Raw genomic sequence first — 22,756 nt, 5'->3', positions numbered from 1 at the left:
TGATTTCACTCAAGCGGCTGTTCAGTCCCGCTCAGCCGTTAAAGCCGCGCCCCTTGGCGGCAAGCTCCGCGATACTCGGCGCGAGTTGCCACGCATCGCCGTTGGCCCGCGCCGCGTAGCGGCGAATCGCGCGCTCGACGTTGTAGAGGCCGACCGTATCCGCGTACAGCATCGGGCCGCCGCGATAGAGCGGGAAGCCGTAGCCGGTCAGATAGACCATGTCGATATCCGAGGCCTTCGATGCGATGCCTTCCTCGAGAATCTTCGCGCCTTCGTTCACCAGCGCGAACACGAGGCGCTCGACGATTTCCTCGTCGCTGATCTTGCGGCGCTCGGCTTTCGTTTCCCTGGAGAATTCGCTGATCATCTCGTCGACCAGTTTCGACGGATACGCAGTGCGGTCGCCCGCCTTGTAGTCGTACCAGCCGCCGCCGGTTTTCTGGCCGAAGCGCCCCGTCTCGCACAGACGATCGGCGATCTTCGAGTAGTGCATCTCCGGATGCTCCTGATAGCGGCGCTTGCGGATCGCCCAGCCAATATCGTTGCCGGCCAGATCGCTCATGCGGAACGGACCCATCGCGAAACCGAATTTCTCGATGGCCTTGTCCACCTGGGCCGGCAGCGCGCCTTCTTCGAGCATGAAGAGCGCCTGGCGGATGTACTGCTCGATCATGCGGTTGCCGATAAAGCCGTCGCACACGCCGGAGACCACCGCAGTCTTCCTGATCTTCCTGGCGAGCTTCATGACGGTGGCGAGCACGTCTTTTGCCGTTTCCTTGCCGCGCACCACTTCGAGCAGCTTCATCACGTTGGCCGGGCTGAAGAAGTGCATGCCCACCACGTCCTGCGGACGCTTCGTGAACGCGGCGATCTTGTCGACATCCAGCGTGGAGGTGTTCGATGCGAGGATCGCACCGGATTTCGCCACTTCATCGAGACGCTTGAACACCTGCTCTTTCACGCCGAGTTCCTCGAACACGGCTTCGACGATCAGGTCGGCGCTCCCGAGGTCGTCGTAGGACAGCGTTGGCGTGATCAGCGCCATGCGCTGTTCGAGCACTTCCGGCTTGAGCTTGCCCTTCTTGACGGTTGCTTCATAGTTCTTGCGAATCGTCGCGACGCCGCGATCGAGTGCTTCCTGCTTCGTTTCCAGCAACGTGACGGGGATGCCCGCGTTGATGAAGTTCATCGCGATGCCGCCGCCCATCGTGCCGGCGCCGATCACGGCCACCTGCCTGATGTCGCGCACCGGCGTATCCGCAGGCACATCGGGAATCTTGCTGGCCGCGCGTTCGCCGAAAAACGCATGACGCAGCGCACGGCTCTCCGGCGTTTGCACGAGCGCCATAAAGCATTCGCGCTCGAAGGCGAGGCCCTTGTCGAAGCCGTTCTGCACGCCCGCTTCTACCGCGTCGATGCACTTGAGCGGTGCCGGAAAATTCTTTGCAATGCCGGCCACGCTATTGCGTGCGAACTGGATGAAACCAGCGGCATTCGGATGGTCGATCTTGCGGTCACGCACTTTCGGATGCGGGCCCTCTTTCGCGCCGACCTTGCGGGCAAACGCGAGCGCGGCTTCAGCCAGATCGCCTTCCACGACTTCGTCGAACAGACCTGAATCGGCGAGCTTCTCCGACATCACCGGCGCGCCCGCGACGATCATGTTCAGCGCGGCTTCGAGGCCGATGGCGCGCGGCAGACGCTGCGTGCCGCCCGCGCCCGGCAGAATGCCAAGCTTCACTTCCGGCAAGGCGATCTGCGCGCCGGGTGCGGCGATCCGGTAGTGCGCGCCAAGCGCCAGCTCGAGGCCACCGCCCATCGCCACGCTGTGAATGGCCGCGACCACGGGTTTCGCGCTGCCCTCGACGGCCTTGATGACCGTGGCGAGGGTGGGCTCCTGAGTGGCTTTGGGCGTGTTGAATTCGGTGATGTCGGCGCCGCCCGAAAAGGCTTTGCCGGCGCCCGTCAGCACGATCGCCTTGATGGCCGGATCGTTCTGCGCGCGCTCGATCCCTTCGACGATACCGGCTCGCGTCGAGAGGCCGAGGCCGTTTACGGGGGGATTGTTCAGCGTGATGACGGCCACGCCGCCATGAGTTGTGTAGTCCACTGCCATCTGCCTGCCTCCATACGATGAGGCGGCGCATGACGCGCCGCCCGTCCGGTTCATCGAGTCGGCTCATTGTCCGACTTTTCGTCCGACTTTCCCGGGGTCAGCAGGCAGGATACACAAAAAAGCACGCTCGTTCAATTTATCGTTAGGCGGGGTTTCCCCTGACAAGGGCAGTCAGCGGACAATCCTTTTCGTCCTCGAGCGCGGACGGCAGGACATGATCGCGGAACGTGTCGCGCAGCTTGAGTTTTTGCAGCTTGCCGGTGGCCGTATGCGGGAGTTCGTCGACGAAGGCGACGTCGTCGGGGATCCACCATTTGGCCACCTTGCCGTCATAGAAGGCGAGCAGTTCCTCGCGCGTCACCTCGAACCCCGCGCGCCTGACCACCACCAGCAGCGGCCGCTCGGTCCACTTCGGATGCGCGCAGGCGATGCACGCCGCCTCCGCCACCGCTGGATGCGCGATCGCGACGTTCTCGAGGTCGATCGAGCTGATCCATTCGCCGCCTGACTTGATCACGTCCTTGGAGCGGTCCGTGATGTGCAGGAAGCTGTCACGGTCGATCGTGGCGACGTCGCCGGTCGGAAACCAGCCGTCCACCAGCGGCGAGTCGTCCTTGCGAAAATACCGGTCGATCACCCACGGCCCGCGCACGTGCAGATCGCCGAACGCAACGCCATCCCACGGCAGTTCGCGCCCATCGTCGCCGACGATCTTCATATCGACGCCATACAGCACATGGCCCTGCTTTTCGAGCAGTTTGCGTTGCTCTTCGAGCGGGCGCTGGCTTTGCTCCCATGTCAACTTCGACAGCGTGCCGAGCGGCGACATCTCCGTCATACCCCATGCATGGATCACCTGCACGCCGTATTCGTCCTCGAACGCGCGCAGCATGGCTGGCGGGCAGGCCGAACCGCCGATCACCGTGCGATTGAGCGACGAGAAACGCGCCTTGGCCTCGCGCAGATAGTTGAGCAGGCCGAGCCACACGGTCGGCACGCCGGCCGAATAGGTGACGCGTTCGCTTTCCATCAGTTCGTAGAGCGATTTGCCGTCCAGATCCTTGCCGGGAAAGACCAGCTTCGCGCCGGTCAGCGGCGCGGCGTGCGGAATGCCCCACGCGTTCACATGGAACATCGGCACGACCGGCAGCACGCAGTCGCGCGCAGACAGGCTCATTGCGTCGGGCAGCGACGCGCCGAACGCGTGCAGCACCGTCGATCGATGCGAATACAGCGCGCCTTTCGGATTGCCTGTGGTACCTGACGTATAGCAGAGGTAGGACGCCTGACGCTCGTCGATGGCCGGCCAGTCGTAGTGGCCGTCCTGCGCATTCACGAGCGTTTCGTAGCTCAATACGGGGGTTTGCATCGCGGGCAGATGGGCTTCGTCGGTCAGCGCGATCCAGCCGCGCACTTTCGGACACTGTGGCGCGAGCGTGTCGACCAGCGGTGCGAATGTGATGTCGAACAGCACGTAGGCGTCGTCGGCGTGATTGATGATGTAGGCGATCTGATCGCAAAAGAGGCGCGGATTGATCGTATGGCAGACCGCGCCGAAACCGGTGGTGCCGTAATACGCTTCCAGATGACGGTAGCCGTTCCAGGCAAGCGTCGCGACCCGTTTGCCGGGTTCGACGCCGAGGGCAACCAAGGCCTGTGCCAGCTGCCTGGCGCGCTTTTCACAATCGCGATAGGTATAACGATGCAGGTCGCCTTCGATGCGCCGCGACACGATCTCGGTGCCGCCGAAATGCCGCGCGGCATGCGCGAGCAACGAGGACACAGTAAGCGGCACGTCCATCATCTGGCCAAGCAGCGGCGTCGTCATAAAGAGAGATCTCCTCGCCTTGTTTTTGGTGATTGAGGTTGTTGTTCAGATGCCGCGCGAGGCTTGCCTGCAAGCGCCACAGGTGAAAGGCAGAGGGCCGGCCAGCAGCTCCGCGGGCGCGGATTTACAATATCGGTTAATCCAGAGGCGCTCAACATGTCGTTTTCCCCAAGCATTGCAGGGTCATCCGGGCCGCTGACGGCTCTTTCCAACGCACTGACCGCACCGCCCGAAAGCGCCTTTGCGCGGCTCGGCAGCACGTTTCTGACGCGTCTGCCGGCCGCGCCGCTCAATGCGCCTTACATGGTCGGCTTCTCGGAAGAAACGGCCGCCATGCTCGGTTTAGAAGCCGGGCTCCAGAATGATCCAGGTTTCGCCGAACTCTTCTCGGGCAACGCCACGCGCGAATGGCCTGCGCAAGCGCTGCCGTATGCGTCGGTGTATTCGGGACATCAGTTCGGCGTGTGGGCCGGCCAGCTTGGCGACGGCCGCGCGCTTGGACTCGGCGAGGTCGAGCACAACGGCAAGCGCTTCGAGCTGCAGCTCAAGGGCGCGGGTCGCACGCCCTACTCGCGCATGGGCGACGGCCGCGCCGTGCTGCGTTCGTCGATCCGCGAATTCCTGGGTTCGGAGGCGATGCATCATCTCGGCATTCCCACCACGCGCGCGCTGTGCGTGATCGGCTCCGACCAGCCGGTGCGGCGCGAGGAAATCGAAACCGCCGCGGTGGTCACACGGGTGGCGCCGAGTTTCGTGCGGTTCGGACACTTCGAACATTTCTATTCGAACGATCGCGTCGATGCGCTCCAGGCGCTTGCCGATCACGTGATCGAGCGTTTCTATCCGCATTGCCGCGAAGCCGACGATCCGTATCTTGCGCTCCTCGATGAAGCGGTGAAGTCCACGGCCGACCTGCTGGTGGAATGGCAGGCGGTCGGCTTCTGCCATGGCGTGATGAATACGGACAACATGTCGATCCTCGGTCTCACGATCGACTACGGCCCGTTCGGTTTCATGGACGGCTTCGACGCCGGCTACATCTGCAATCACTCCGATTCGCAAGGCCGCTACGCGTACAGAATGCAACCGCAGATTGCGTACTGGAACCTCTTTTGCCTCGCGCAGGGCCTGCTGCCGCTGCTTGGAGAAAAGCACGAGGAAAGCGTGCGCGGCGACAAGGCGATCGAAGACGCGCAACGCGTGCTCGGCGGTTTCAAGGAGCGTTTCGCGCCAGCGCTGGAGCGGCGCATGCGCGCCAAACTCGGACTCGAAACGGAACGCGATGGTGACGACACGCCGGGCGACGCTTCGCTGGTCAATCGCCTGTTCGAAGTGATGCACGCAAACCGTGCGGATTTCACGCTGACGTTCCGCAATCTGGCGCGTATTTCCAGATATGACGCGAGCGGCGACGCGCCGGCGCGCGACCTGTTCCTCGACCGTGCCGCCTTCGATGCATGGGTGAACGACTACCGCGCGCGCCTGTCCGAAGAAACACGCGACGACGCCGCGCGCGCTATTGCAATGAACCGTGTGAACCCCAAATTCATCCTTCGCAATCACCTGGCGGAAACAGCGATCCGCCGCGCGAAAGAGAAGGACTTTTCCGAAGTGGAGCGTCTGGCGGCCGTGCTGCGCCGTCCGTTCGACGAGCAACCGGAATATGAAGCGTATGCCGGACTGCCGCCCGATTGGGCAAGCTCGCTGGAAGTCAGCTGCTCGTCGTGACAGCTTGCCGCCCGCGGAAACGGCTTGAATCCGCCTGAATTCGTTAGCACGCTCCAAAACAAGCCCGAGACAGGAACCCCGACCATGAACAACCCCGACGACCTCAAGACCGACGCCCCCGCCGTGCAGAAAGACGACGCCGAGTGGCGCAAGCAGCTCTCCGAGATCGAATATCAGGTGACGCGCCACGCGGCCACCGAGCGCCCTTTCACCGGCCGCTACCATGACCACTGGGATCGCGGCATTTACGACTGCGTGTGCTGCGGCACGCCGCTGTTCGAATCGGACACCAAATTCGACGCCGGTTGCGGCTGGCCAAGCTACTTCAAACCAATCGACGGCGAAGTGATCGCCGAGAAAACCGACCGCTCGCACGGCATGCTTCGCATCGAAGTGGAGTGCAAGAACTGCGGCGCGCATCTCGGCCACGTGTTCGAAGACGGCCCCGCCCCGACCGGTCTGCGTTACTGCATCAATTCGGCTGCGTTACAATTCGAGCCCAAGTAACGCAGCGCGGAGTTCGGCGCGTTGCCGGCCGGCGGGCACCCCAGTGCACCCTTCCCCGCCCGCCGGCCGCGACACCCTTCATCCGGCGTGCGAACCGGACAACCCGGCGCCGGCAGTCACGGTGCGACGGCTCACGCCGCGCACCGGCTGCCGTGGCGGGTTCAGCCAGCCACGCACCGCGTCCCTCATTCTCCGACCCACTCTTGCCGAATTCCCGACCAGATAATGAAATTCCTGTTCGATCTGTTCCCGATCATCCTGTTCTTCGTCGCCTTCAAGATATGGGGCATTTTCACGGCGACGGCAGTGGCGATCGTTGCCACGCTGGTGCAGATCGCGTGGGTGGCGTTCCGCCACCGCAAGGTCGATCCGATGTTGTGGGTGAGCCTCGGTGTGGTCACCGTGTTCGGCGGCGCGACGCTCGTGCTGCATAACGACACCTTCATCAAATGGAAGCCGACGGTGCTGTACTGGGCGTTTTCGGTCGCCCTGATCGTCTCGCAACTGGCCTTCAACAAGAACCTGATCGAAGCCATGATGGGCAAGCAGATCTCGTTGCCGCACGCGATCTGGGGCAAGCTGAACATTGTCTGGGCGGTGTTCTTCGTGCTGCTCGGACTCGTCAACCTGTTCGTCGCGTACAACTACACAACCGACCAGTGGGTCAATTTCAAACTGTTCGGCGCCACCGGCTGCCTCGTGGTGTTCATTGTCGGGCAGAGTTTGTGGCTCTCGAAGTACATGAAGGAAGAATGACATGACGAGCGATGTATTCATGCACGCCACCACCGCCGAGCGTGCCGCGCTGATCGAAGCGCGCCTCACCGCGGCGCTCGCGCCGGTCGCCTCGATCCGCATCACCGATGACAGCGCCCAGCACGCCGGGCACGCCGGCGCCTCCGCCGGCGGTCATTTCAGTGTCACGATCGTGGCCGTCGCATTCGCCGGCAAGGCCCGCGTGGCGCGGCATCGCATGGTGTATGATGCGCTGGCCGATGCCATGCAGCGCGGCATTCACGCCCTTGCAATCACGGCGTATACGCCCGAAGAATTCGCTTTGTTGCCCCGCTAGGAAACCTTTCGATGACCTTGAAGAAAACCCGCCTCTGGGTATTGCTGGCTGCATTTGCGGCCGCACCTGCATTCGCACAGAACATCGCCGTGGTGAACGGCACGCCGATTCCGAAAGCGCGCGCCGATGCGCTGATCGAGCAACTGGTTCATCAAGGCCAGCAAGATACGGCGCAACTGCAAATGGCCGTGCGCGAAGAACTGGTGAACCGCGAAATCCTGATGCAGGAAGCGCTGCGCCGCGGTTTGCCGAATCGCCCGGATATCAAGGCGCAAATCGCCGTCGCCCAGCAAACCGTCGTGTTGCGTGCGTTGATCGAAGACTTCGTGAAAAACAATGCACCGACAGACGCCGAAGTCACGGCGCGCTACAACGCGCTGATCAAGGACGCGGGCGGCAAGGAATATCACCTGCACCACATCCTGGTGGACAACGAACAGCAAGCCAAGGATCTGATCGCAAAGATCAAGGCCGGCGCGAGCTTCGAAGACCTCGCCAAGCAATTCTCGAAGGACCCGGGATCGGGCAAGAACGGCGGCGACCTGGACTGGTCGGACCCGAAGGCTTACGTGCCTGAATTCGCGGACGCGGCCACGCATCTGCAGAAAGGCCAGATGACCGACACGCCGGTGCATACGCAATTCGGCTGGCACATCATCCGTGTCGACGACGTGCGCAACATCACGCCGCCGCCGCTCGAGCAGGTGCGTCCGCAGATCGTGCAGCAGATCCAGCAGGAAAAGCTGCAGGCGTTCGAGGAAGGCCTGCGTAAGAACGCGAAAATTCAGTAAGCGGTTTTTACTGACCGTCTGAAAACAATAAAGCCGCCCGAGGGCGGCTTTATTGTTTTTGCTGCGTCTTTTTTGGCGTTGTTTTGCGTCGAAGGCCGCCTCGCAGCGGCCTTCGTCATATCACCCAATCAGGCCCAATCAGGCCCAATCAGGCCCAATCAGCCCAGCCAGCGCCGTGCGTTCTGGAACACGCGCATCCACGGGCTTGCGTCCGTACTGCCCTCGCCCCAGCCTTCCGGATGCCAGCTCATCTGCACCGCGCGATGCACGCGCTCGGTGTGCGGCATCAGCACCGTGAAGCGGCCATCCGGCGTGGTGACCGACGTAATGCCCTCCGGCGAGCCGTTCGGGTTGAACGGATACTGCTCGGTCGCCTGACCGCGATGGTCGACAAAGCGCATTGCCACGGCCACCTTCGACGCATCGCCTTGCTGCGAGAAGTCGGCGAAACCTTCGCCGTGCGCGATCGCGACCGGAATGCGCGAGCCTTCCATGCCGGCAAAGAAGATCGACGGCGAAGCCTGCACTTCGACCAGCGAGAACCGCGCTTCGAATTTCTCCGACTTGTTACGCGTGAACTTCGGCCATGCTTCGGCGCCCGGAATCATCGACGCGAGACTGCTCATCATCTGGCAGCCGTTGCAGATGCCCAGCGCAAAGGTGTCTTCGCGGCCGAAGAAGGCGGCGAACATGTCGGCGAGTTGTGCGTTGAAGCGGATCGCTTTTGCCCAGCCTTCGCCGGCGCCCAATGTGTCGCCGTACGAGAAGCCGCCGCACGCCACCGCACCGGCGAAATCCGCCAGCGTGGCGCGGCCCGACAACAGGTCGCTCATGTGCACGTCGTGCGCGTCGAAACCAGCACGGTCGAATGCGTAGGCCGTTTCGAGGTGCGAGTTGACGCCCTGCTCACGCAGAACCGCGACACGCGGACGCGCGCGCTTGCCAACGCCCCGAAGGAAGTCCCCTTGGGGGACAAATGGGGCGGCGACATCTTCCGAAGGATCGAAGCTCAGCACCGGCGTGATGCCCGGATCGGCGGCGTCGGAGAGCGCGTCGTATTCGGCGTCGGCGCAAGCCGGGTTGTCGCGCAGACGCGAAATCCGCCAGCTCACTTCGCTCCACGCACGATGCAACTCGGTGCGCGGCGCGTCATAAATCTTCTTTGCGTCGCGATAGATTTCGATCGTGTCGCGCTCGTTGGTCTTGCCGATCACGTGCGAGCACGCCGACAAACCGTGTTCGCGCAACGCGACCAGCACCGCGTCGCGGTCCGCCGCGCGCACCTGAATCACGCCGCCGAGTTCTTCGTTGAAGAGCGCACGGATCGTGCGATCTTCGCGGCGGCCGCTGGTCTGTTTGGCCCAGTCTTTGGCGTCGCCGTAATCGGATTCGTGATGCGGATCGAGCACCAGCATGTCGACGTTCAGCGACACGCCGACGTGACCCGCGAATGCCATTTCGCACACCGTCGCCCACAGGCCGCCGTCCGAGCGATCGTGATAGGCGAGCAGCTTGCCGTCGCTATTGAGCGCCTGGATCGCGGCGAAGAAACGCTTGAGATCTTCCGCGTCGTCGACGTCGGGCACCGTGTCGCCGATCTGTTGCGTGACCTGCGCGAGGATACTGCCGCCGAGACGATGCTTGCCACGGCCAAGATCGATCGCGATCAGCACGGACTCGCCTACGCCATCCGTTCCGCTTGCGCGGCGCAGTTGCGGCGTGAGGTGGCGGCGCACGTCTTCCACTGGAGCGAACGCCGAGATGATCAGCGACACCGGCGCGACCACTTCCTTCGCGACGCCCTGATCTTCCCACTTGGTGCGCATCGACAGCGAATCCTTGCCGACCGGAATGCTGATGCCGAGCGCCGGGCACAGCTCCATGCCGATCGCCTTGACCGTGTCGAACAGCGCGGCGTCTTCGCCCGGTGCGCCGCACGCGGCCATCCAGTTCGCCGACAGCTTGAGCTTATCGAGCGACGCGATCGGCGCCGCCGCGATGTTGGTGACAGCCTCGCCCACCGCCATGCGGCCCGAGGCCGGTGCGTTGATCACCGCGAGCGGCGTGCGCTCGGCCATGGTCATCGCTTCGCCGCGGAAGCCCGCGTAGTCCATCGTCGTGATCGCGACGTCGGCCACCGGCACCTGCCACGGGCCGACCATCTGGTCGCGCGCGGTCGTGCCGCCCACCGAACGGTCGCCAATGGTGATCAGGAACGACTTGCTGGCCACCGTGGGGTGACGTAGCACGCTCACGGCGACTTCCGACAATACGATACCGGTGACATCCACCGGTTCGAGCTTCGTTTCGACACGCCTGACATCGCGATGCATGCGCGGCGCCTTGCCAAGCAGCACTTCCATTGGCATGTCCACCGGCTGATGGGCCGCGTCACCGTTCTGTTGCGTGTCGATCAGCTTCAGTTGACGCTCGGCGGTGGCCGTGCCGATCACCGCGAACGGGCAACGCTCGCGCGTGCACATCGCTTCGAAAGCCGGCAGATCGGCCGGGGCGATCGCCAGAACGTAACGTTCCTGCGCTTCGTTCGACCAGATTTCGCGCGGCGACAAACCACTCTCTTCCAGCTGGATCTTGCGCAATTCGAAAACCGCGCCTTTGCTCGCGCCGTCCACGACTTCCGGGAACGCGTTCGACAAACCGCCCGCGCCGACGTCATGAATGCTCAGAATCGGGTTCTTCTCGCCGAGCTGCCAGCACGCGTTAATCACTTCCTGCGCGCGCCGTTCGATTTCCGGATTGCCGCGCTGTACCGAGTCGAAGTCGAGCTCGGCCGTGTTGGTGCCGGTGGCCATGGAACTGGCCGCGCCGCCGCCCATGCCGATGCGCATGCCCGGGCCGCCGATCTGGATCAGGAGCGACCCTTCCGGCAGATCGTGCTTGTGTGTGTGCTGGTCCGAGATATTGCCGATGCCGCCGGCGATCATGATCGGCTTGTGATAGCCGCGCACCAGACCCGCGACGTTCTGTTCGTACGCACGGAAATAGCCGCCCAGATTGGGCCGGCCGAATTCGTTGTTGAACGCGGCGCCGCCGAGCGGGCCGTCGATCATGATCTGCAGCGGCGAGGCGATGCGGTCGGGACGGCCGTAGGCTGCGTGTTTGTCGTCCGGGTTGCGGAGCGCGAGCGGCTGTACTACGTCGCGGGCGTTTTCCCACGCTTCGACGCCGTCCGGCAATTCCAGATTCGACACTGTGAAGCCCGCCAGACCCGCCTTCGGACGCGCGCCGCGGCCGGTCGCGCCTTCGTCGCGGATTTCGCCACCGGCGCCGGTCGAGGCGCCCGGGAACGGCGAGATCGCGGTCGGGTGGTTGTGCGTTTCCACCTTCATTAGCGTGTGCGTCAGTTCGACGTTGCGGCGGTAGTGCTCCGGCAACGCGTTCTCGCCCAGTTCAGCCGGCGTGCGCGGGAACCAGCGCTCGGCCACGCCGCCCGCCATGATCGCCGAGTTGTCCGAATACGCGACGATGGTGCCTTGCGGGTTCAGCTTCTCGGTATTGCGGATCATGTTGAAGAGCGAGATGTCCTGCTTCTCGCCGTCGATCGTCCAGTCCGCGTTGAAAATCTTGTGACGGCAGTGTTCGCTGTTGGCCTGCGCGAACATCATCAGTTCGACGTCCGTCGGGTTGCGGCCCAGTTTGGTGAACGCATCGACGAGGTATTCGATTTCGTCGTCGGCGAGCGCGAGGCCCAGTTCCGTGTTGGCTGCTTCCAGCGCGCCGCGACCGTTGCCGAGCACGTCGACGGATTGCAGCGGCTTGGCCGGCAGTTCGTCGAACAGATGCAGTGCGTGGTCACGCGAGGGCGACATGCTTTCGGTCATGCGGTCGTGCAGCGCTGCGGCAACTGCGGCGCGCGCTTCGTCCGAGAGCGCCTTCTTGCCGCCCAGCAGGCCGCTTTTCAGCGTGACCGTGTACTCGACGCCGCGCTCGATGCGGCGCACCTGCGTGAGACCGCACAGATGGGCGATATCCGTTGCCTTGCTGGCCCACGGCGACACCGTGCCGAAGCGCGGCACCACGAGGAAGGTTTCGGCGGCGCCGCGCTCTCTGCTTTCTTCGAGCGGATCGCCGTAGTGCATCAGCGCTTCGATCTTCGCGTTATCTTCCGCGGATAGCGGCGTCTGGGCGTTGACGAAATGCAGATATTGGCCACGCACGCCGGTAATGTTGGCGTCGATGCGCGTGAGCGTTTCGAGCAGGCGGGTTTGACGGAAATCGGAAAGGGCCGAAGCGCCGGGGAAACACGAGAAGTGGGCCATGGACTTGACGTTGCGTCTATGAGTCGCGCGTGCAGGCGACGTGAGGCGGAAGGGAAGTCCGAGATTATAACCCGGGAACGTGCTTCCAGCGGGCTTGCAATGGGCCGTGGGGCGCCGGCCCGTTGTGCCGGCATCGCGGCCCGGCATGGCGTCCGGTGTGGCGCTCGCGTGGCCCGGCGATCGGTTTGACTGCTATCATTCGCCCTTTCACCAGATCGGCGCGGACGGCCTGAGCAACGTCGGGCTTCGGCGCCGCATGTCACGCTTAACGGGAACGTCCGGTTTCGGCGCCCCGCCGGCAAATCGAATCAGAACATGGATGTCATCGTCATTGGCGGCGGGATTGTCGGCGTCGCCACCGCTTATCAACTGCGTGCGGCCGGCCATCGGGTGTGCGTCGTCGAACGCCACGCAACGGTTGCGCAAGGCGCGACCTACGGACACGGCGGCACGGTGCTCCCCACCCCGCTGGACGTCTGGTTCGGCCCGACGTTCATGGCCAGCCGCCAGGGCGCAAAAAACGGCGTGATCAGCAAAACCGGCTTTAACGGACCGGCCCGTCAGTTCGTCAGGCAGCTTGCCGCATTACAGGAGCCGGAGGCTTTCAGCCGCCAGTTTGGACGACTGCGTCGGCTGATCGAGCTCTCGCGTGACGCGATGGCCGACATGGAAGCGCGCTTCGGGCTCGAATTCGAACAGACGAGCGGCCTGCTGTATCTGGTACGTTCCGCGCACGAATGGCAGCAGACGCAGACCGCGCTCGAACTGCTGCGTCAATACGAAGTGCCGCACCATGTGCTGACGCCGGCCGAATGCGCCGCGTTCGAGCATTCCGTGCCAACTGACCCCGAATTCGCCGGTGGCGTGCTCTTCGACCAGGAGCGCACGGCCAACTGTCCGCTGTTCACGAAGCTGATCAAGCAGACGCTCGACGCGCAGGGCGGCGTGCAGTTCATGCTCGGCTGCGAGGTCTCGGCGATCCGCCTGGACGGCCAGCGCCCCGCGGTGGAACTGGCGCCGCGTCCGGGTGCCACGTCCCGTTCGCGCGAGGTCGACGTGATTGGCGCAGACGCGATCGTCGTGGCCGCGGGTCACGGCAGCCTGGCGCTGCTCGAGCGACTGGGCTTGAGACTGCCGCTGCATCCGTTGCGGTTGCATAACCTGGTCGCGCCGATTGCGCATGAGGAATGCGCGCCGCATGTCGCGATTGTGGATGCGGTTAAGCGGATCGCGATTAGCAGGATGAATCATCGTTTGCGGATTGCGGGCGGCGCGGTGTTGCAGGGTGCCGGGCAGATTGATAAACCGTTGGGTGAAGCATTGACCAAGGAGGCGCTGGCGCTGCTGGGTCAGGCGACGCACGACTGGATTCCTGGCGCGGCGAGGATTTCGGCGGCGTTGCCGTGGGAAGGGGTCAAGTTGCTGTCGCCGGATGGGATGCCGGTGATTGGGAATGCGTTGCATCCGCGGCTTTTTGTGAATATCGGGCATGGGCCAGCCGGGTGGGGGCTGGCATGTGGGGCTGGGAAGGTTGTGGCTGATATGGTTGCCGGGGTGGCGCCCGGAGTGCCTGAGGATACGTTGGCTGCTGTTCGGGCCGATCGGTTTTAGGTTTTTTTGCCTTTGGCGGCGGCATTGTTTGTGCGCCTGCGGCTTTGGCCTTTCCTTGCTTTTTTATTGGTTTATTAGCGTTCCCCCTGTGCGGGGGGGCACCTACTTTTCTTTGCCGGCCGCAAAGAAAAGTAGGCAAAAGAAAGCGGCTCAAACCGCCAATTCTTAAGCGGGTCCCCTGGCTTGGAGGGTGTAGTGGCTCCGTAGAGATTGAGCCTGCGCACCTTCCGGCCTGAGTGACCAGGCCGTCATACCTCCGGCGGCGCTGCGCGCGCCGGGGCGGTACTTCACAAAACCATCGGTGTATTTCGGCGCCCCGCCGAGGCGAAGCCGATGGCCCCCGCTACGCCCAAACGAAGCACGTGGTTTCCCTGGCAGACCCGTCCGCGACGCGCGCAGTGCGGAGTGGGAGCGGATGACGGCTGTGTCACAGACCCTCATGGACCGAGGTGTGATCCGTTAATCGGACCACCAGCCCCTCCAAGCCAGGAGACCCACTTAAGAGTTGGCGGTGTGAGCCGCTTTCTTTTGCCTACTTTTCTTTGCGGCGGCAAAGAAAAGTAGGTGCCTGCCCCGCACAGGGGCGACGCTAATAGACCAATAACAAAACAAGGAAAGGCCACCGTGGCGGGCGAACAGACCAATAACAAAACAAGGAAAGGCCAACGCCGCAGGCACAAGGAAAATGCCGCCGCCAAAGGCAAACAGATCAACAAAACCCCAGCGCCCCCAGCGCGCATACTCACGGATACTATCAATTTCCAAAATCTCACTTCGCCTTGCAAAAAGGCGCCCGTCAAACTGCTGCCATGACCGAACGCACCGCGAGTCTCCCTCCCCTCATCAGCCCCCATGACCGGCCCTTGCCGCTGCTATCCCTAACCGACCTGCGAATTCTCGAAACCCAGGCTTCAGCGACACTCCCAAAACACACACTGATGGACCGCGCAGGCAAAGCAGCTGCAAGCTTCCTGCAGGAGCAAATAACCCGCGACACATCGCTCGCAAAAGCCAGGCACAAAGTATGGCTAATAGCCGGCCCAGGCAATAATGGCGGCGACACCCTGATCCTCGCGGCGGAGTTGCACAAAGCAGGCATCGCAGTAGAACTCTGCATGCCGGTTGAAGTAAAACCAGAAGACGCCCGCTGGGCACTAGACATCGCCCGCGCTGCAGGTGTAACCATCACCACGACGCCGCCAGCCTCGCTGGACGCCTACACCTGGCTGGTGGACGGCATGTTCGGCATCGGGCTGACACGCCCCCTTGAAGGCATCTTCGCGACCATCGCCCGTCAACTCTCCCAACGCACCAAAGCAAAAACAAAAACAAAAGGCGGCGTCCTGGCGCTGGACACCCCGAGCGGCCTCGACAGCGACACCGGCACGATAGTCGGTCAGGACCAGGGTGATGGGATAGCCGTGCACGCGACCCACACCCTGACCTTCATCGGCGCCAAACCCGGTCTCTTCACGGCACAAGGCCGCGATCTCACCGGCGCCGTCACCGTCGCGCCAATCGGCATCGACAGCACGGCGCGCACGGCCGTGCAACTCAACGCGCCGGACCTGTTCGCCGCGTTCCTGCCGCCGCGCGATTTCGCGACCAACAAAGGCACCTTCGGCAGCCTCGCGGTAGTCGGCGGCGACACCGGCATGTGCGGCGCGCCGATCCTCGCGTCGCGCGCGGCGCTATACGCCGGCGCGGGCAAAGTGCACGTTGCGCTGCTAGGCGCGGGCGCCCCGCCCTACGATCCGCCCCATCCCGAACTGATGCTCCACGCCGTCGACGATCTGCCGCTCGATACGATGGACGCGCTCGCCATCGGCTGCGGCATGGGTCATCGCGAACGCGCCACGCAAGTCATGCACGACGTCCTGGCGCTCGACGTTCCCAAGCTATTCGACGCCGACGCGCTGAACCTGATTGCGAAAGACCCGTCGCTCGCGGCCGAAGTCACCGCGCGTGGCGTGCAAGGCGATCCGTGCGTGCTGACGCCGCATCCGCTCGAAGCGGCACGCCTGCTCGGCACCGACGCGCCGGGCGTGCAGCGCGACCGGCTCAGCGCGGCGCGCGCGCTGGCCGCGCGCTTCGCCAGTGTCGTGGTGCTGAAAGGCACCGGTACGATAATCGCGGCACCGGACGGGCGTCTCGCGATCAACCCGACCGGCAATGCCGCGCTCGCGACAGGCGGTACCGGCGACGTGCTCGGCGGTATCATCGGCGCGCTGCTCGCGCAACATCTGCCGCGCTACGAAGCGGCCCTCGCCGGCGTTTATCTGCACGGTCTCGCCGCTGACACGCTGAGCGCGCAAGGCCACGGCCCGGCCGGCCTGACTGCCGGTGAACTGGCGCCGATGGTGCGGACCTTGCTCAACCGGATGTTCTATCCGACGCCCGATTGATCCCGATTGATCCCGATTGATCCCGATTGATCAGACGGAACGTCCCACTCTTTGCGCCACGCGCTCAAACCGCTGCCGCCTGTCACGCAACGCCGTTATACTGATTGACCAGCCGCGCGATGCATTAAGCGCGGTTCGCGGCAAATCTTCACTGCGAAGCTTCACCGCGAACCGGGCCGCGCGGCCACGCTCTAACAGCATCATTGCTTCATCCTCGGCGGCGCTTCACGCGCGCGCCTTTCATTCGTGCCCCTTCGTTAGACGGACGCTATGACGCAGAACTCGCTCCCCTCCTGGTCCTCGCTGCAAGCGCATTACGAGAAGATTCGCGATGCGCATATGCGCGACTGGTTCGCCCCCGAGAACGATCCCGCCCCTACCCGTGCTGAGCGCTTTGCGTTCGCGGGCGGCGGTCTCGCGGCCGATTTTTCGAAGAACCGCATTACCGACGAAACGCTCAAGATGCTGGTGCAACTTGCCCGCGAAGCCGGCGTCGAGAAGCGCCGCGACGCCATGTTCGCAGGCGAAGTCGTCAACCCGACGGAAGGCCGCGCCGCGCTGCACACGGCCCTGCGTGCCACCGACCCTAAAGCGCCGTTTTACGCGCAGGTGCAAGCCGAGCGCGCAAAAATGGCCGCGTTTGCCGACCAGGTGCGCAGCGGCGCGTGGACCGGCTATACCGGCAAGCGGATTCGCTATGTGGTGAACATCGGCATCGGCGGCTCGGATCTCGGGCCGAAAATGGTTGTGCACGCGCTACATCATCTGGCGAGCCCCGAGATCACCACGCACTTCGTGTCGAATGTCGACGGCGCCGATCTGTACAACGTCATGCAGCAGATCGATCCCGAGGAAACGCTCGCGATCATCGTCTCGAAGACCTTCACGACGCTCGAAACCATGACCAATGCGCGCTCGCTGCGCGACTGGTTTGTCGAAAAGGGCTGCCCGGAAAGCGCGCTCGCCAAACACTTCGTCGGTGTGTCGGCGAATCCGTCGGAAGTGGTCAAGTTCGGCATCGCGAAAGAAAACGTGTTCGAGATGTGGGACTGGGTCGGCGGCCGCTATTCGTTGTGGTCGGCGGTAGGCCTGTCGATCATGATCGCGATCGGTCCGCAACAGTTCGGTGAACTGCTGGCCGGCGCCAACGAAATGGATCAGCATTTCCGCGATGCCCCGCTCGAAAAGAATCTGCCGGTGCTGCTAGGCATGATCGGTATCTGGTATCGCAACTTCTTCGGCTCGCAGAGCTATCTGGTCGCCCCGTATTCGCAAGCGCTGCATTTCCTGCCCTCGTATCTGCAACAACTCGAGATGGAAAGCAACGGCAAGTCGGCGCGCCTGGATGGCGCAATGGTCGACTATCCGACCGCGGCGGTCACGTGGGGCGAACCGGGCACGAACGGTCAGCATGCGTTCTTCCAGATGCTGCACCAGGGCCCGACCATCGTGCCGATCGACTTCGTCGCCGTGCTGACGCCGGAGCATCCGCTCGTCATCCATCATCCGAAGTTGCTTGCCAACTGCTTCGCGCAAAGCGAAGCGCTGATGCTCGGCCGCACGCTCGAAGAAGCGAAGAAAGTGGCCGGCGCGGACAAGCCGGAACTGGCGCCGCACCTGGTGTTTCCGGGTAACCGCCCGACCAGCACGCTACTGGTCGAAGCACTCACCGCGCGTTCGCTCGGCGCATTGATTGCGCTGTACGAGCACAAGGTGCTGGTGCAGGCGTCGGTGTGGAACATCAATCCGTTCGATCAGTGGGGCGTCGAGTTGGGCAAGATTCTTGGCAAGGTGGTCGAGGCCGATCTGACCGCGGCGACTGCGGATGAGAAGAAACATGACTCGTCGACGTCGGCGTTGATCGCGCGGGCGCGTGCTGCACTGAAACGGTAAAGCGTGAGCGGCATGGAAGTTTGCGCCGCTCACGCGCGCTTCTCATGTTGGCCGTGATCGAACGCGCTTAGTGGCGCTTCATCTCCGGGCTTTCCTGTAGATGAGCCGAAATGAAAAGCGGGCCCTTGCGGCCCGCTTTTTGTTGCATCGTCAAGCATGTGTATGACGCGCGTTCAGGCGAGCCGCCCTGCCTCGATCGTCACGGTCGTATCGCAGCGACGCGCCAGCTCGATGTCATGCGTCACCAGAATCAACGTAGCGCCATTCGCCCGGTTCATCTGGAACATCAGATCGATCACCGCATGGCCGGTTGCCGCATCGAGACTGCCGGTCGGTTCGTCGGCGAACAGGATGGCCGGATGCGTGACGAACGCCCGCGCGAGCGCCACCCGCTGCTGCTCGCCACCCGAGAGTAGCTTCGGATAGTGCCCGGTGCGCTGGCCGAGCCCCACCTGCTCCAGCAGACCACGCGCGCGCGTCGCAGCTTCGCGCGTGCCGATGCCGCCCTGCAGTTCAAGCGGCAACGTCACGTTTTCGAGCGCCGTCAAATGCGGCATCAGTTGAAACGACTGGAACACGAAGCCAACGGAACCGCTGCGCAACGCAGCCCGTTCGTCTTCGCTCAGTTCGGTGAGTTCACGGCCGAGCAGCCGAACCGAGCCGGAGCTCGCGCTGTCCAACCCCGCGAGCAAGCCGAGCAGCGTAGACTTGCCCGAACCGGAGGCGCCGACGATCGCCACACTGCTGCCGGCATCGATAGCAAGATCGATATCGTCGAGAATCGTCAGTTCGCCTGTTGCATCCTTAACCTTCTTGCACAAACCCCGCACTTCAATGACTGGATCAGTTTTGTTTAGCATGGTGAAGCGTAGGTTGAAAGTGCGCGCCATAGCGCCACGCGCCGCGGCGCTGACTACGGCATTCGGCTCGGCCGTACTGGCCGCAACCCTGTTTTCGACATCATTCACCGTGCGTGCCGCCAACACGCCCGAACAGGCCAAGCCGGTGATCGTCGTGCTCGGCGACAGCATTTCCGCCGAGTACGGTTTGCCCCGCGACACCGGCTGGGTTGCATTGATGCGCCAGCGCCTCACCGACGAGCGGATCGATTATAGCGTCGCCAATGCGAGCATCAGCGGCGACACAACGAGCGGCGGAAGAGCACGCTTGCCGGCGCTCATGCAACGCCTCAAGCCGAGTATCGTGATCGTTGAACTCGGCGCCAACGACGCATTGCGCGGCGTGCCGCTCGCCACCACCGAAGACAACCTGCGCACAATCATCGAGCAGGCTCAGCAAGGCCACGCAAAAGTCGTGCTGGTGGGCATGTATGTACCACCTAATTACGGCCCGGACTACACGCAAAAGTTCCACGGCTTGTACGGCGAGTTGTCGAAGCAACTGCGCGTGCCTTTGGTCCCCTTCCTGCTCGCCGGTATCGCCGACAAACCGGACATGTTTCAGGCCGATCAGATCCATCCCACGCAGCAGGCACAACCAGTGCTACTGAATAACGTGTGGCCGGCTGTCAAGCCACTCCTTCGCACAAGTTCGCCGCACTGAAAAGCTCGCTAACAACTTGTTTCCGGTAATTGGGGAACACGGATCGGTAAGGACTCTCTGACACCTTTGTAATCCCGTGCTACCCCGGCTCGATTCTGAGCGACTTCTGAGGAGATAACGTGAAATATTTACCGTTAATTGCTTTGACCGTGGCAATTTCTGCTTGCGCCGCTCAACCGCCTGCGGGCGTTCAATCTGTGGGTCAAAGTCAGCAACCGCCTAAGGCGGTCGCGACATGCATCGCACAGAAGTGGGCCGATAGCTCCCAACAGCGAGTCGTGTCGCAAGCTACGTTGGCCAACGATCAGGCCATGGATGTCTATGTTCCAGGTCAGCAGCCACCGAGCGGCGCCGCCGCGGTGGTACGTCCGTCGTACACGGGCGCCGGTTCGTGGGTCGGCTTCCGCGCGAATGGCGCGGCGGGTAGCGACGCCACCAGCTCGATCAGCGCTTGTCTCTAAGCGATGGCAGGCAGCTAACGCTGCGCCACGAAGCAAGCCGCTTGTCGAACTAGTACACGTCAAACGGAAAAAAGCCCCGCATTGGCGGGGCTCTTTTTGTGCCTGCGCGTTGTACCGACTAACGCGCCATTGCCATTACTCAATCGCCGCCTGCTTGCGCATTGCTGCTGTCGAGTGCGCCGTAGAACTTCACCTTCGAGCGGGCACGCAGCGCCTCGACGTAAGCTTCCGCGTCTGATTGCGCATCGACCTGCGCAATCTGCTGCTGCGCGGCAGCGAGGCGTTGCGGATTCACCGGCGCGCTCGCCACCACCGAGTTCACCCGATAGATCGCATAACCGTCGTCGCCGAGATCCACGCCGACGTAAGCCGGAAGCTTTTGTGCATCTGCTTTGTAGATTGCGCTCAACGCGGCCGGCGGCACGCCCTGTGCGTCGTTGCGGGACACTTTCAGCGGCGACGAGAAACCCGTGGTCGACTTCGACTTCTCGAACTCGGCCAGCTTCGCGATACCCTCCTTGTGAGCCGCCTCGTTCGACTCAGCGGCGATCACCTTCTGACGCACGGCGTCCTTGACGGCGTCGAGCGCCGGCACGGCTGCAGCCTTGTAACCGGTTACACGCGCTGCAATCAGCGTGTTGTTGCCGACGTCGATCGCCTGGGTGTTGTTGCGCGCCGTGACCGCGTCGCTCGCAAACACAGCAGCAAGGAACTTGGCGTTGTTCAGCGGGCTATCCGGCGGCAGCTTCGGGTCCGGCTGCGGCGTAACCGTGGCCGTTTGCAACGTCAGCTTGTACTTGTCAGCGGCCGGCTGCAGGCTCTTCGCCTTTTCGTAGACGATCGACGTGAAGCCGTCCGAGTCGTCACTGAACAGCTTGCTTGCCTGCTGCGTTTTCACGTCGTTCGCGATGGCGTCCTTCACTTCGTCGAACGGCTTGGTGACCGCCGGCTTGACGTCCGTCGCCTTGACAATGTGATAACCGAAATCGGTCTGCACAATACCGCTCACTTCGTCCTTCTTGAGGCCGAATACAGCGTCGTCGAACGCCTGGCCGCCTGCGATCATGCCGCGGCCGAAGTAACCCAGGTCGCCGCCCTTCGAAGCCGAGCCCGGATCCTGCGAATTCTGCTGCGCGATCTGCGCGAACTGGTCAGGATGCGCCTTGATCTGCGCGAGCAGTTCTTCCGCCTTCTGTTTCGCCTTGGCCTTGTCAGCGGGACTCGCGTCTTTAGGCGCCGCGATCAGGATGTGGCTCGCACGCACCTGACCGGCCGTACGGTACTTCGCGATATTGTCGTCGTAGTACTTTTTCAGATCGGCGTCGCTCGGTTGCACAGCGGCGGCGAGCGCGGCCGGCGACAGCACGAGGTACTGGATCGTGGCCGTAGCGGGCGTGGCGAAGTCGTTGCGATGCGCGTCGTAATACGCTTGCAGTTGCGCCTCGGTCGGCTGCACCTTTGCCGCGTAATCACGCGGATGGAACGCGATACCCTGCACTTCGCGCTGCTGCTCAGCGAGTTCGGTCAGATGCTGCGCCAGCGTCTTCGACGTGAACGCGCTGCCTTGAATGCTGGCCGGCAACTGCTGCGTGGCAATGCTATAGCGCACGCGCTCGTCGTATTGATCGGGCGTCATGCCCTGCATGGCGAGCAATTGCTTGTAACGATCGACGTCGATCGAGCCGTCGGGATTCTTCAGCGACGAGATCACCGGATCGTTCATCAGCACGCGCCGTACTGCGTCGTCAGACGCAGTCAGGTGCAGGCGCTGTGTTTCGTCGGCCAGCACGCGCTGCTCGATCAGACCGTCGAGCATCTCGCGACGGCGCTCCGGCGTATCGAACGACTTCATGTCGAACTGCGCGCCGAGCATCTGACGTGCGCGGTCGAGTTGCTGACGCATCGCGTCGTCATACTCTGCGCGAGTGATCTTGTGACCGTTGACGCTGGCGACGTTTGCACTTTCGTCAAAGAAGCCGCGAAAACCTTGAATACCCACAAAACCCAACCCCGGCACAATGACGAGGATGAGCATGAACATCATCAGGCGTTTGTGATTGCGGAAAAAATCGAGCATGCGTGAAGGAGTGCCAAAAACAGAACGCCCGATATTACAACAGCGGGCAATAAAAAAGGCGAACCGGAGTTCGCCTTTCGAGGATACTGGCGGAGTGGACGGGACTCGAACCCGCGACCCCCGGCGTGACAGGCCGGTATTCTAACCGACTGAACTACCACTCCTTATACTGCGCTTACCAAACTGAAACATTCTTCCGAATCTGAAACTGGTGGGTGCTGAGAGGCTCGAACTCCCGACCTACGCCTTGTAAGGGCGCCGCTCTACCAACTGAGCTAAGCACCCGTTTCGCGATTCAGTGTGCTTCAGTTTTTGCTGCCCGATGCAAACAAAATTCACATTTGATGTGGCACTACGCCACACAGATCCGTCGCACTTCCCCGTACTTCTCTCTTTAACGGATCTGCTGCTGTGTCATTCGCCC

At 62.9% G+C, this 22,756-nt stretch carries 16 protein-coding genes and 2 tRNA genes; 10 read left to right on the top strand and 8 right to left on the bottom strand.

Annotated elements, in window-relative coordinates; all coding sequences use genetic code 11:
- Window positions 1-31: 31 nt before the first annotated feature.
- Together PQR27_RS08880 and PQR27_RS08875 are read right to left on the bottom strand one after the other, a co-directional pair.
- Window positions 32-2,116, bottom strand: a complete 2,085-nt coding sequence (locus PQR27_RS08880) for a 3-hydroxyacyl-CoA dehydrogenase NAD-binding domain-containing protein (protein WP_408523269.1) — start codon at window positions 2,114-2,116, stop codon at window positions 32-34.
- A 142-nt stretch (window positions 2,117-2,258) separates the two neighbouring features.
- Window positions 2,259-3,944 carry a 3-(methylthio)propionyl-CoA ligase gene (locus tag PQR27_RS08875; RefSeq protein WP_408523267.1) on the bottom strand — a complete coding sequence of 562 codons (1,686 nt, stop codon included), beginning with the start codon at window positions 3,942-3,944 and terminating at the stop codon, window positions 2,259-2,261.
- A 156-nt stretch (window positions 3,945-4,100) separates the two neighbouring features.
- Here PQR27_RS08875 and PQR27_RS08870 point away from each other — a divergent pair, with 156 nt between their 5' ends.
- From PQR27_RS08870 to PQR27_RS08850, 5 genes are all read left to right on the top strand, one after another.
- The gene (locus PQR27_RS08870; protein WP_408523265.1) at window positions 4,101-5,672 is read left to right on the top strand and encodes a protein adenylyltransferase SelO; all 1,572 of its coding nucleotides are present in this window, start codon (window positions 4,101-4,103) and stop codon (window positions 5,670-5,672) included.
- A gap of 84 nt (window positions 5,673-5,756) precedes the next feature.
- Entirely contained in the window at window positions 5,757-6,179 is a 423-nt protein-coding gene (gene msrB, locus PQR27_RS08865; protein ID WP_408523264.1) for a peptide-methionine (R)-S-oxide reductase MsrB, read from the top strand.
- Window positions 6,180-6,404: 225 nt separating this feature from the next.
- A complete protein-coding gene (locus PQR27_RS08860; RefSeq protein WP_408523262.1) occupies window positions 6,405-6,935 on the top strand; it encodes a septation protein A in 531 nt (176 codons plus the stop codon).
- Window position 6,936: 1 nt separating this feature from the next.
- A complete protein-coding gene (locus PQR27_RS08855) occupies window positions 6,937-7,251 on the top strand; it encodes a BolA family protein (protein ID WP_408523260.1) in 315 nt (104 codons plus the stop codon).
- 11 nt (window positions 7,252-7,262) lie between these two features.
- Window positions 7,263-8,042, top strand: a complete 780-nt coding sequence (locus PQR27_RS08850) for a peptidylprolyl isomerase (protein ID WP_408523258.1) — start codon at window positions 7,263-7,265, stop codon at window positions 8,040-8,042.
- A gap of 158 nt (window positions 8,043-8,200) precedes the next feature.
- On the opposite strand, the gene purL is transcribed toward PQR27_RS08850, so the two are convergent.
- Window positions 8,201-12,322: a phosphoribosylformylglycinamidine synthase gene (gene purL, locus PQR27_RS08845; protein ID WP_408523256.1), complete on the bottom strand. Its 4,122-nt coding sequence runs from the start codon at window positions 12,320-12,322 to the stop codon at window positions 8,201-8,203.
- 315 nt (window positions 12,323-12,637) lie between these two features.
- On the opposite strand from purL, the gene PQR27_RS08840 reads away from it, so the two are divergent.
- Window positions 12,638-13,933 carry an FAD-dependent oxidoreductase gene (locus PQR27_RS08840; protein WP_408523255.1) on the top strand — a complete coding sequence of 432 codons (1,296 nt, stop codon included), beginning with the start codon at window positions 12,638-12,640 and terminating at the stop codon, window positions 13,931-13,933.
- A 498-nt stretch (window positions 13,934-14,431) separates the two neighbouring features.
- On the opposite strand, the gene PQR27_RS08835 is transcribed toward PQR27_RS08840, so the two are convergent.
- Window positions 14,432-14,698 carry a hypothetical protein gene (locus tag PQR27_RS08835; RefSeq protein ID WP_408523253.1) on the bottom strand — a complete coding sequence of 89 codons (267 nt, stop codon included), beginning with the start codon at window positions 14,696-14,698 and terminating at the stop codon, window positions 14,432-14,434.
- A gap of 44 nt (window positions 14,699-14,742) precedes the next feature.
- Between PQR27_RS08835 and PQR27_RS08830 the strand changes: the two genes are divergently transcribed.
- Both PQR27_RS08830 and pgi read left to right on the top strand, forming a co-directional pair.
- A complete protein-coding gene (locus PQR27_RS08830) occupies window positions 14,743-16,338 on the top strand; it encodes an NAD(P)H-hydrate dehydratase (RefSeq protein ID WP_408523252.1) in 1,596 nt (531 codons plus the stop codon).
- Window positions 16,339-16,608: 270 nt separating this feature from the next.
- Complete coding sequence (gene pgi / locus PQR27_RS08825) at window positions 16,609-18,231, top strand: glucose-6-phosphate isomerase (RefSeq protein ID WP_408523250.1); 1,623 nt, start codon at window positions 16,609-16,611, stop codon at window positions 18,229-18,231.
- 173 nt (window positions 18,232-18,404) lie between these two features.
- Here pgi and PQR27_RS08820 read toward each other — a convergent pair whose 3' ends face one another.
- On the bottom strand, window positions 18,405-19,091 hold the full coding sequence (locus tag PQR27_RS08820; protein ID WP_408523248.1) for an ABC transporter ATP-binding protein: 687 nt from the start codon (window positions 19,089-19,091) through the stop codon (window positions 18,405-18,407).
- On the opposite strand from PQR27_RS08820, the gene PQR27_RS08815 reads away from it, so the two are divergent.
- Both PQR27_RS08815 and PQR27_RS08810 read left to right on the top strand, forming a co-directional pair.
- Window positions 19,090-19,794, top strand: coding sequence for an arylesterase (locus PQR27_RS08815; protein WP_408523246.1), 705 nt, complete (start codon window positions 19,090-19,092; stop codon window positions 19,792-19,794). The two genes, PQR27_RS08820 and PQR27_RS08815, sit on opposite strands and share 2 nt — an antisense overlap.
- Window positions 19,795-19,913: 119 nt before the next feature.
- Window positions 19,914-20,255 carry a hypothetical protein gene (locus PQR27_RS08810; protein ID WP_408523244.1) on the top strand — a complete coding sequence of 114 codons (342 nt, stop codon included), beginning with the start codon at window positions 19,914-19,916 and terminating at the stop codon, window positions 20,253-20,255.
- A 139-nt stretch (window positions 20,256-20,394) separates the two neighbouring features.
- On the opposite strand, the gene PQR27_RS08805 is transcribed toward PQR27_RS08810, so the two are convergent.
- From PQR27_RS08805 to PQR27_RS08795, 3 genes are all read right to left on the bottom strand, one after another.
- Window positions 20,395-22,332, bottom strand: coding sequence for a SurA N-terminal domain-containing protein (locus PQR27_RS08805; protein ID WP_408523243.1), 1,938 nt, complete (start codon window positions 22,330-22,332; stop codon window positions 20,395-20,397).
- 87 nt (window positions 22,333-22,419) lie between these two features.
- A tRNA-Asp gene (locus PQR27_RS08800) sits at window positions 22,420-22,496 on the bottom strand.
- A 45-nt stretch (window positions 22,497-22,541) separates the two neighbouring features.
- Window positions 22,542-22,617 (bottom strand) — tRNA-Val (locus PQR27_RS08795).
- Between the last annotated feature and the right edge of the window lie 139 nt (window positions 22,618-22,756).

Origin of the sequence: Paraburkholderia fungorum, from assembly GCF_046027215.1 — a bacterium.
GTDB classification, from domain to species: Bacteria; Pseudomonadota; Gammaproteobacteria; order Burkholderiales; family Burkholderiaceae; genus Paraburkholderia; species Paraburkholderia fungorum_D.
The sequence above is the reverse complement of the archived record's forward strand: the minus strand, read 5'-3'. Positions and strand labels throughout refer to the sequence as shown.

What these genes read in the sequence shown, in the direction of transcription:
- purL (WP_408523256.1), bottom strand. Translation starts at nt 12,322, where the DNA reads ATGGCCCACTTCTCGTGTTTCCCCGGCGCTTCGGCCCTTTCCGATTTC.
- PQR27_RS08850 (WP_408523258.1), top strand. Translation starts at nt 7,263, where the DNA reads ATGACCTTGAAGAAAACCCGCCTCTGGGTATTGCTGGCTGCATTTGCG.
- pgi (WP_408523250.1), top strand. Translation starts at nt 16,609, where the DNA reads ATGACGCAGAACTCGCTCCCCTCCTGGTCCTCGCTGCAAGCGCATTAC.
- msrB (WP_408523264.1), top strand. Translation starts at nt 5,757, where the DNA reads ATGAACAACCCCGACGACCTCAAGACCGACGCCCCCGCCGTGCAGAAA.
- PQR27_RS08840 (WP_408523255.1), top strand. Translation starts at nt 12,638, where the DNA reads ATGGATGTCATCGTCATTGGCGGCGGGATTGTCGGCGTCGCCACCGCT.
- PQR27_RS08870 (WP_408523265.1), top strand. Translation starts at nt 4,101, where the DNA reads ATGTCGTTTTCCCCAAGCATTGCAGGGTCATCCGGGCCGCTGACGGCT.
- PQR27_RS08830 (WP_408523252.1), top strand. Translation starts at nt 14,743, where the DNA reads ATGACCGAACGCACCGCGAGTCTCCCTCCCCTCATCAGCCCCCATGAC.
- PQR27_RS08880 (WP_408523269.1), bottom strand. Translation starts at nt 2,116, where the DNA reads ATGGCAGTGGACTACACAACTCATGGCGGCGTGGCCGTCATCACGCTG.
- PQR27_RS08860 (WP_408523262.1), top strand. Translation starts at nt 6,405, where the DNA reads ATGAAATTCCTGTTCGATCTGTTCCCGATCATCCTGTTCTTCGTCGCC.
- PQR27_RS08815 (WP_408523246.1), top strand. Translation starts at nt 19,090, where the DNA reads ATGGTGAAGCGTAGGTTGAAAGTGCGCGCCATAGCGCCACGCGCCGCG.
- PQR27_RS08805 (WP_408523243.1), bottom strand. Translation starts at nt 22,332, where the DNA reads ATGCTCGATTTTTTCCGCAATCACAAACGCCTGATGATGTTCATGCTC.
- PQR27_RS08820 (WP_408523248.1), bottom strand. Translation starts at nt 19,091, where the DNA reads ATGCTAAACAAAACTGATCCAGTCATTGAAGTGCGGGGTTTGTGCAAG.
- PQR27_RS08855 (WP_408523260.1), top strand. Translation starts at nt 6,937, where the DNA reads ATGACGAGCGATGTATTCATGCACGCCACCACCGCCGAGCGTGCCGCG.
- PQR27_RS08875 (WP_408523267.1), bottom strand. Translation starts at nt 3,944, where the DNA reads ATGACGACGCCGCTGCTTGGCCAGATGATGGACGTGCCGCTTACTGTG.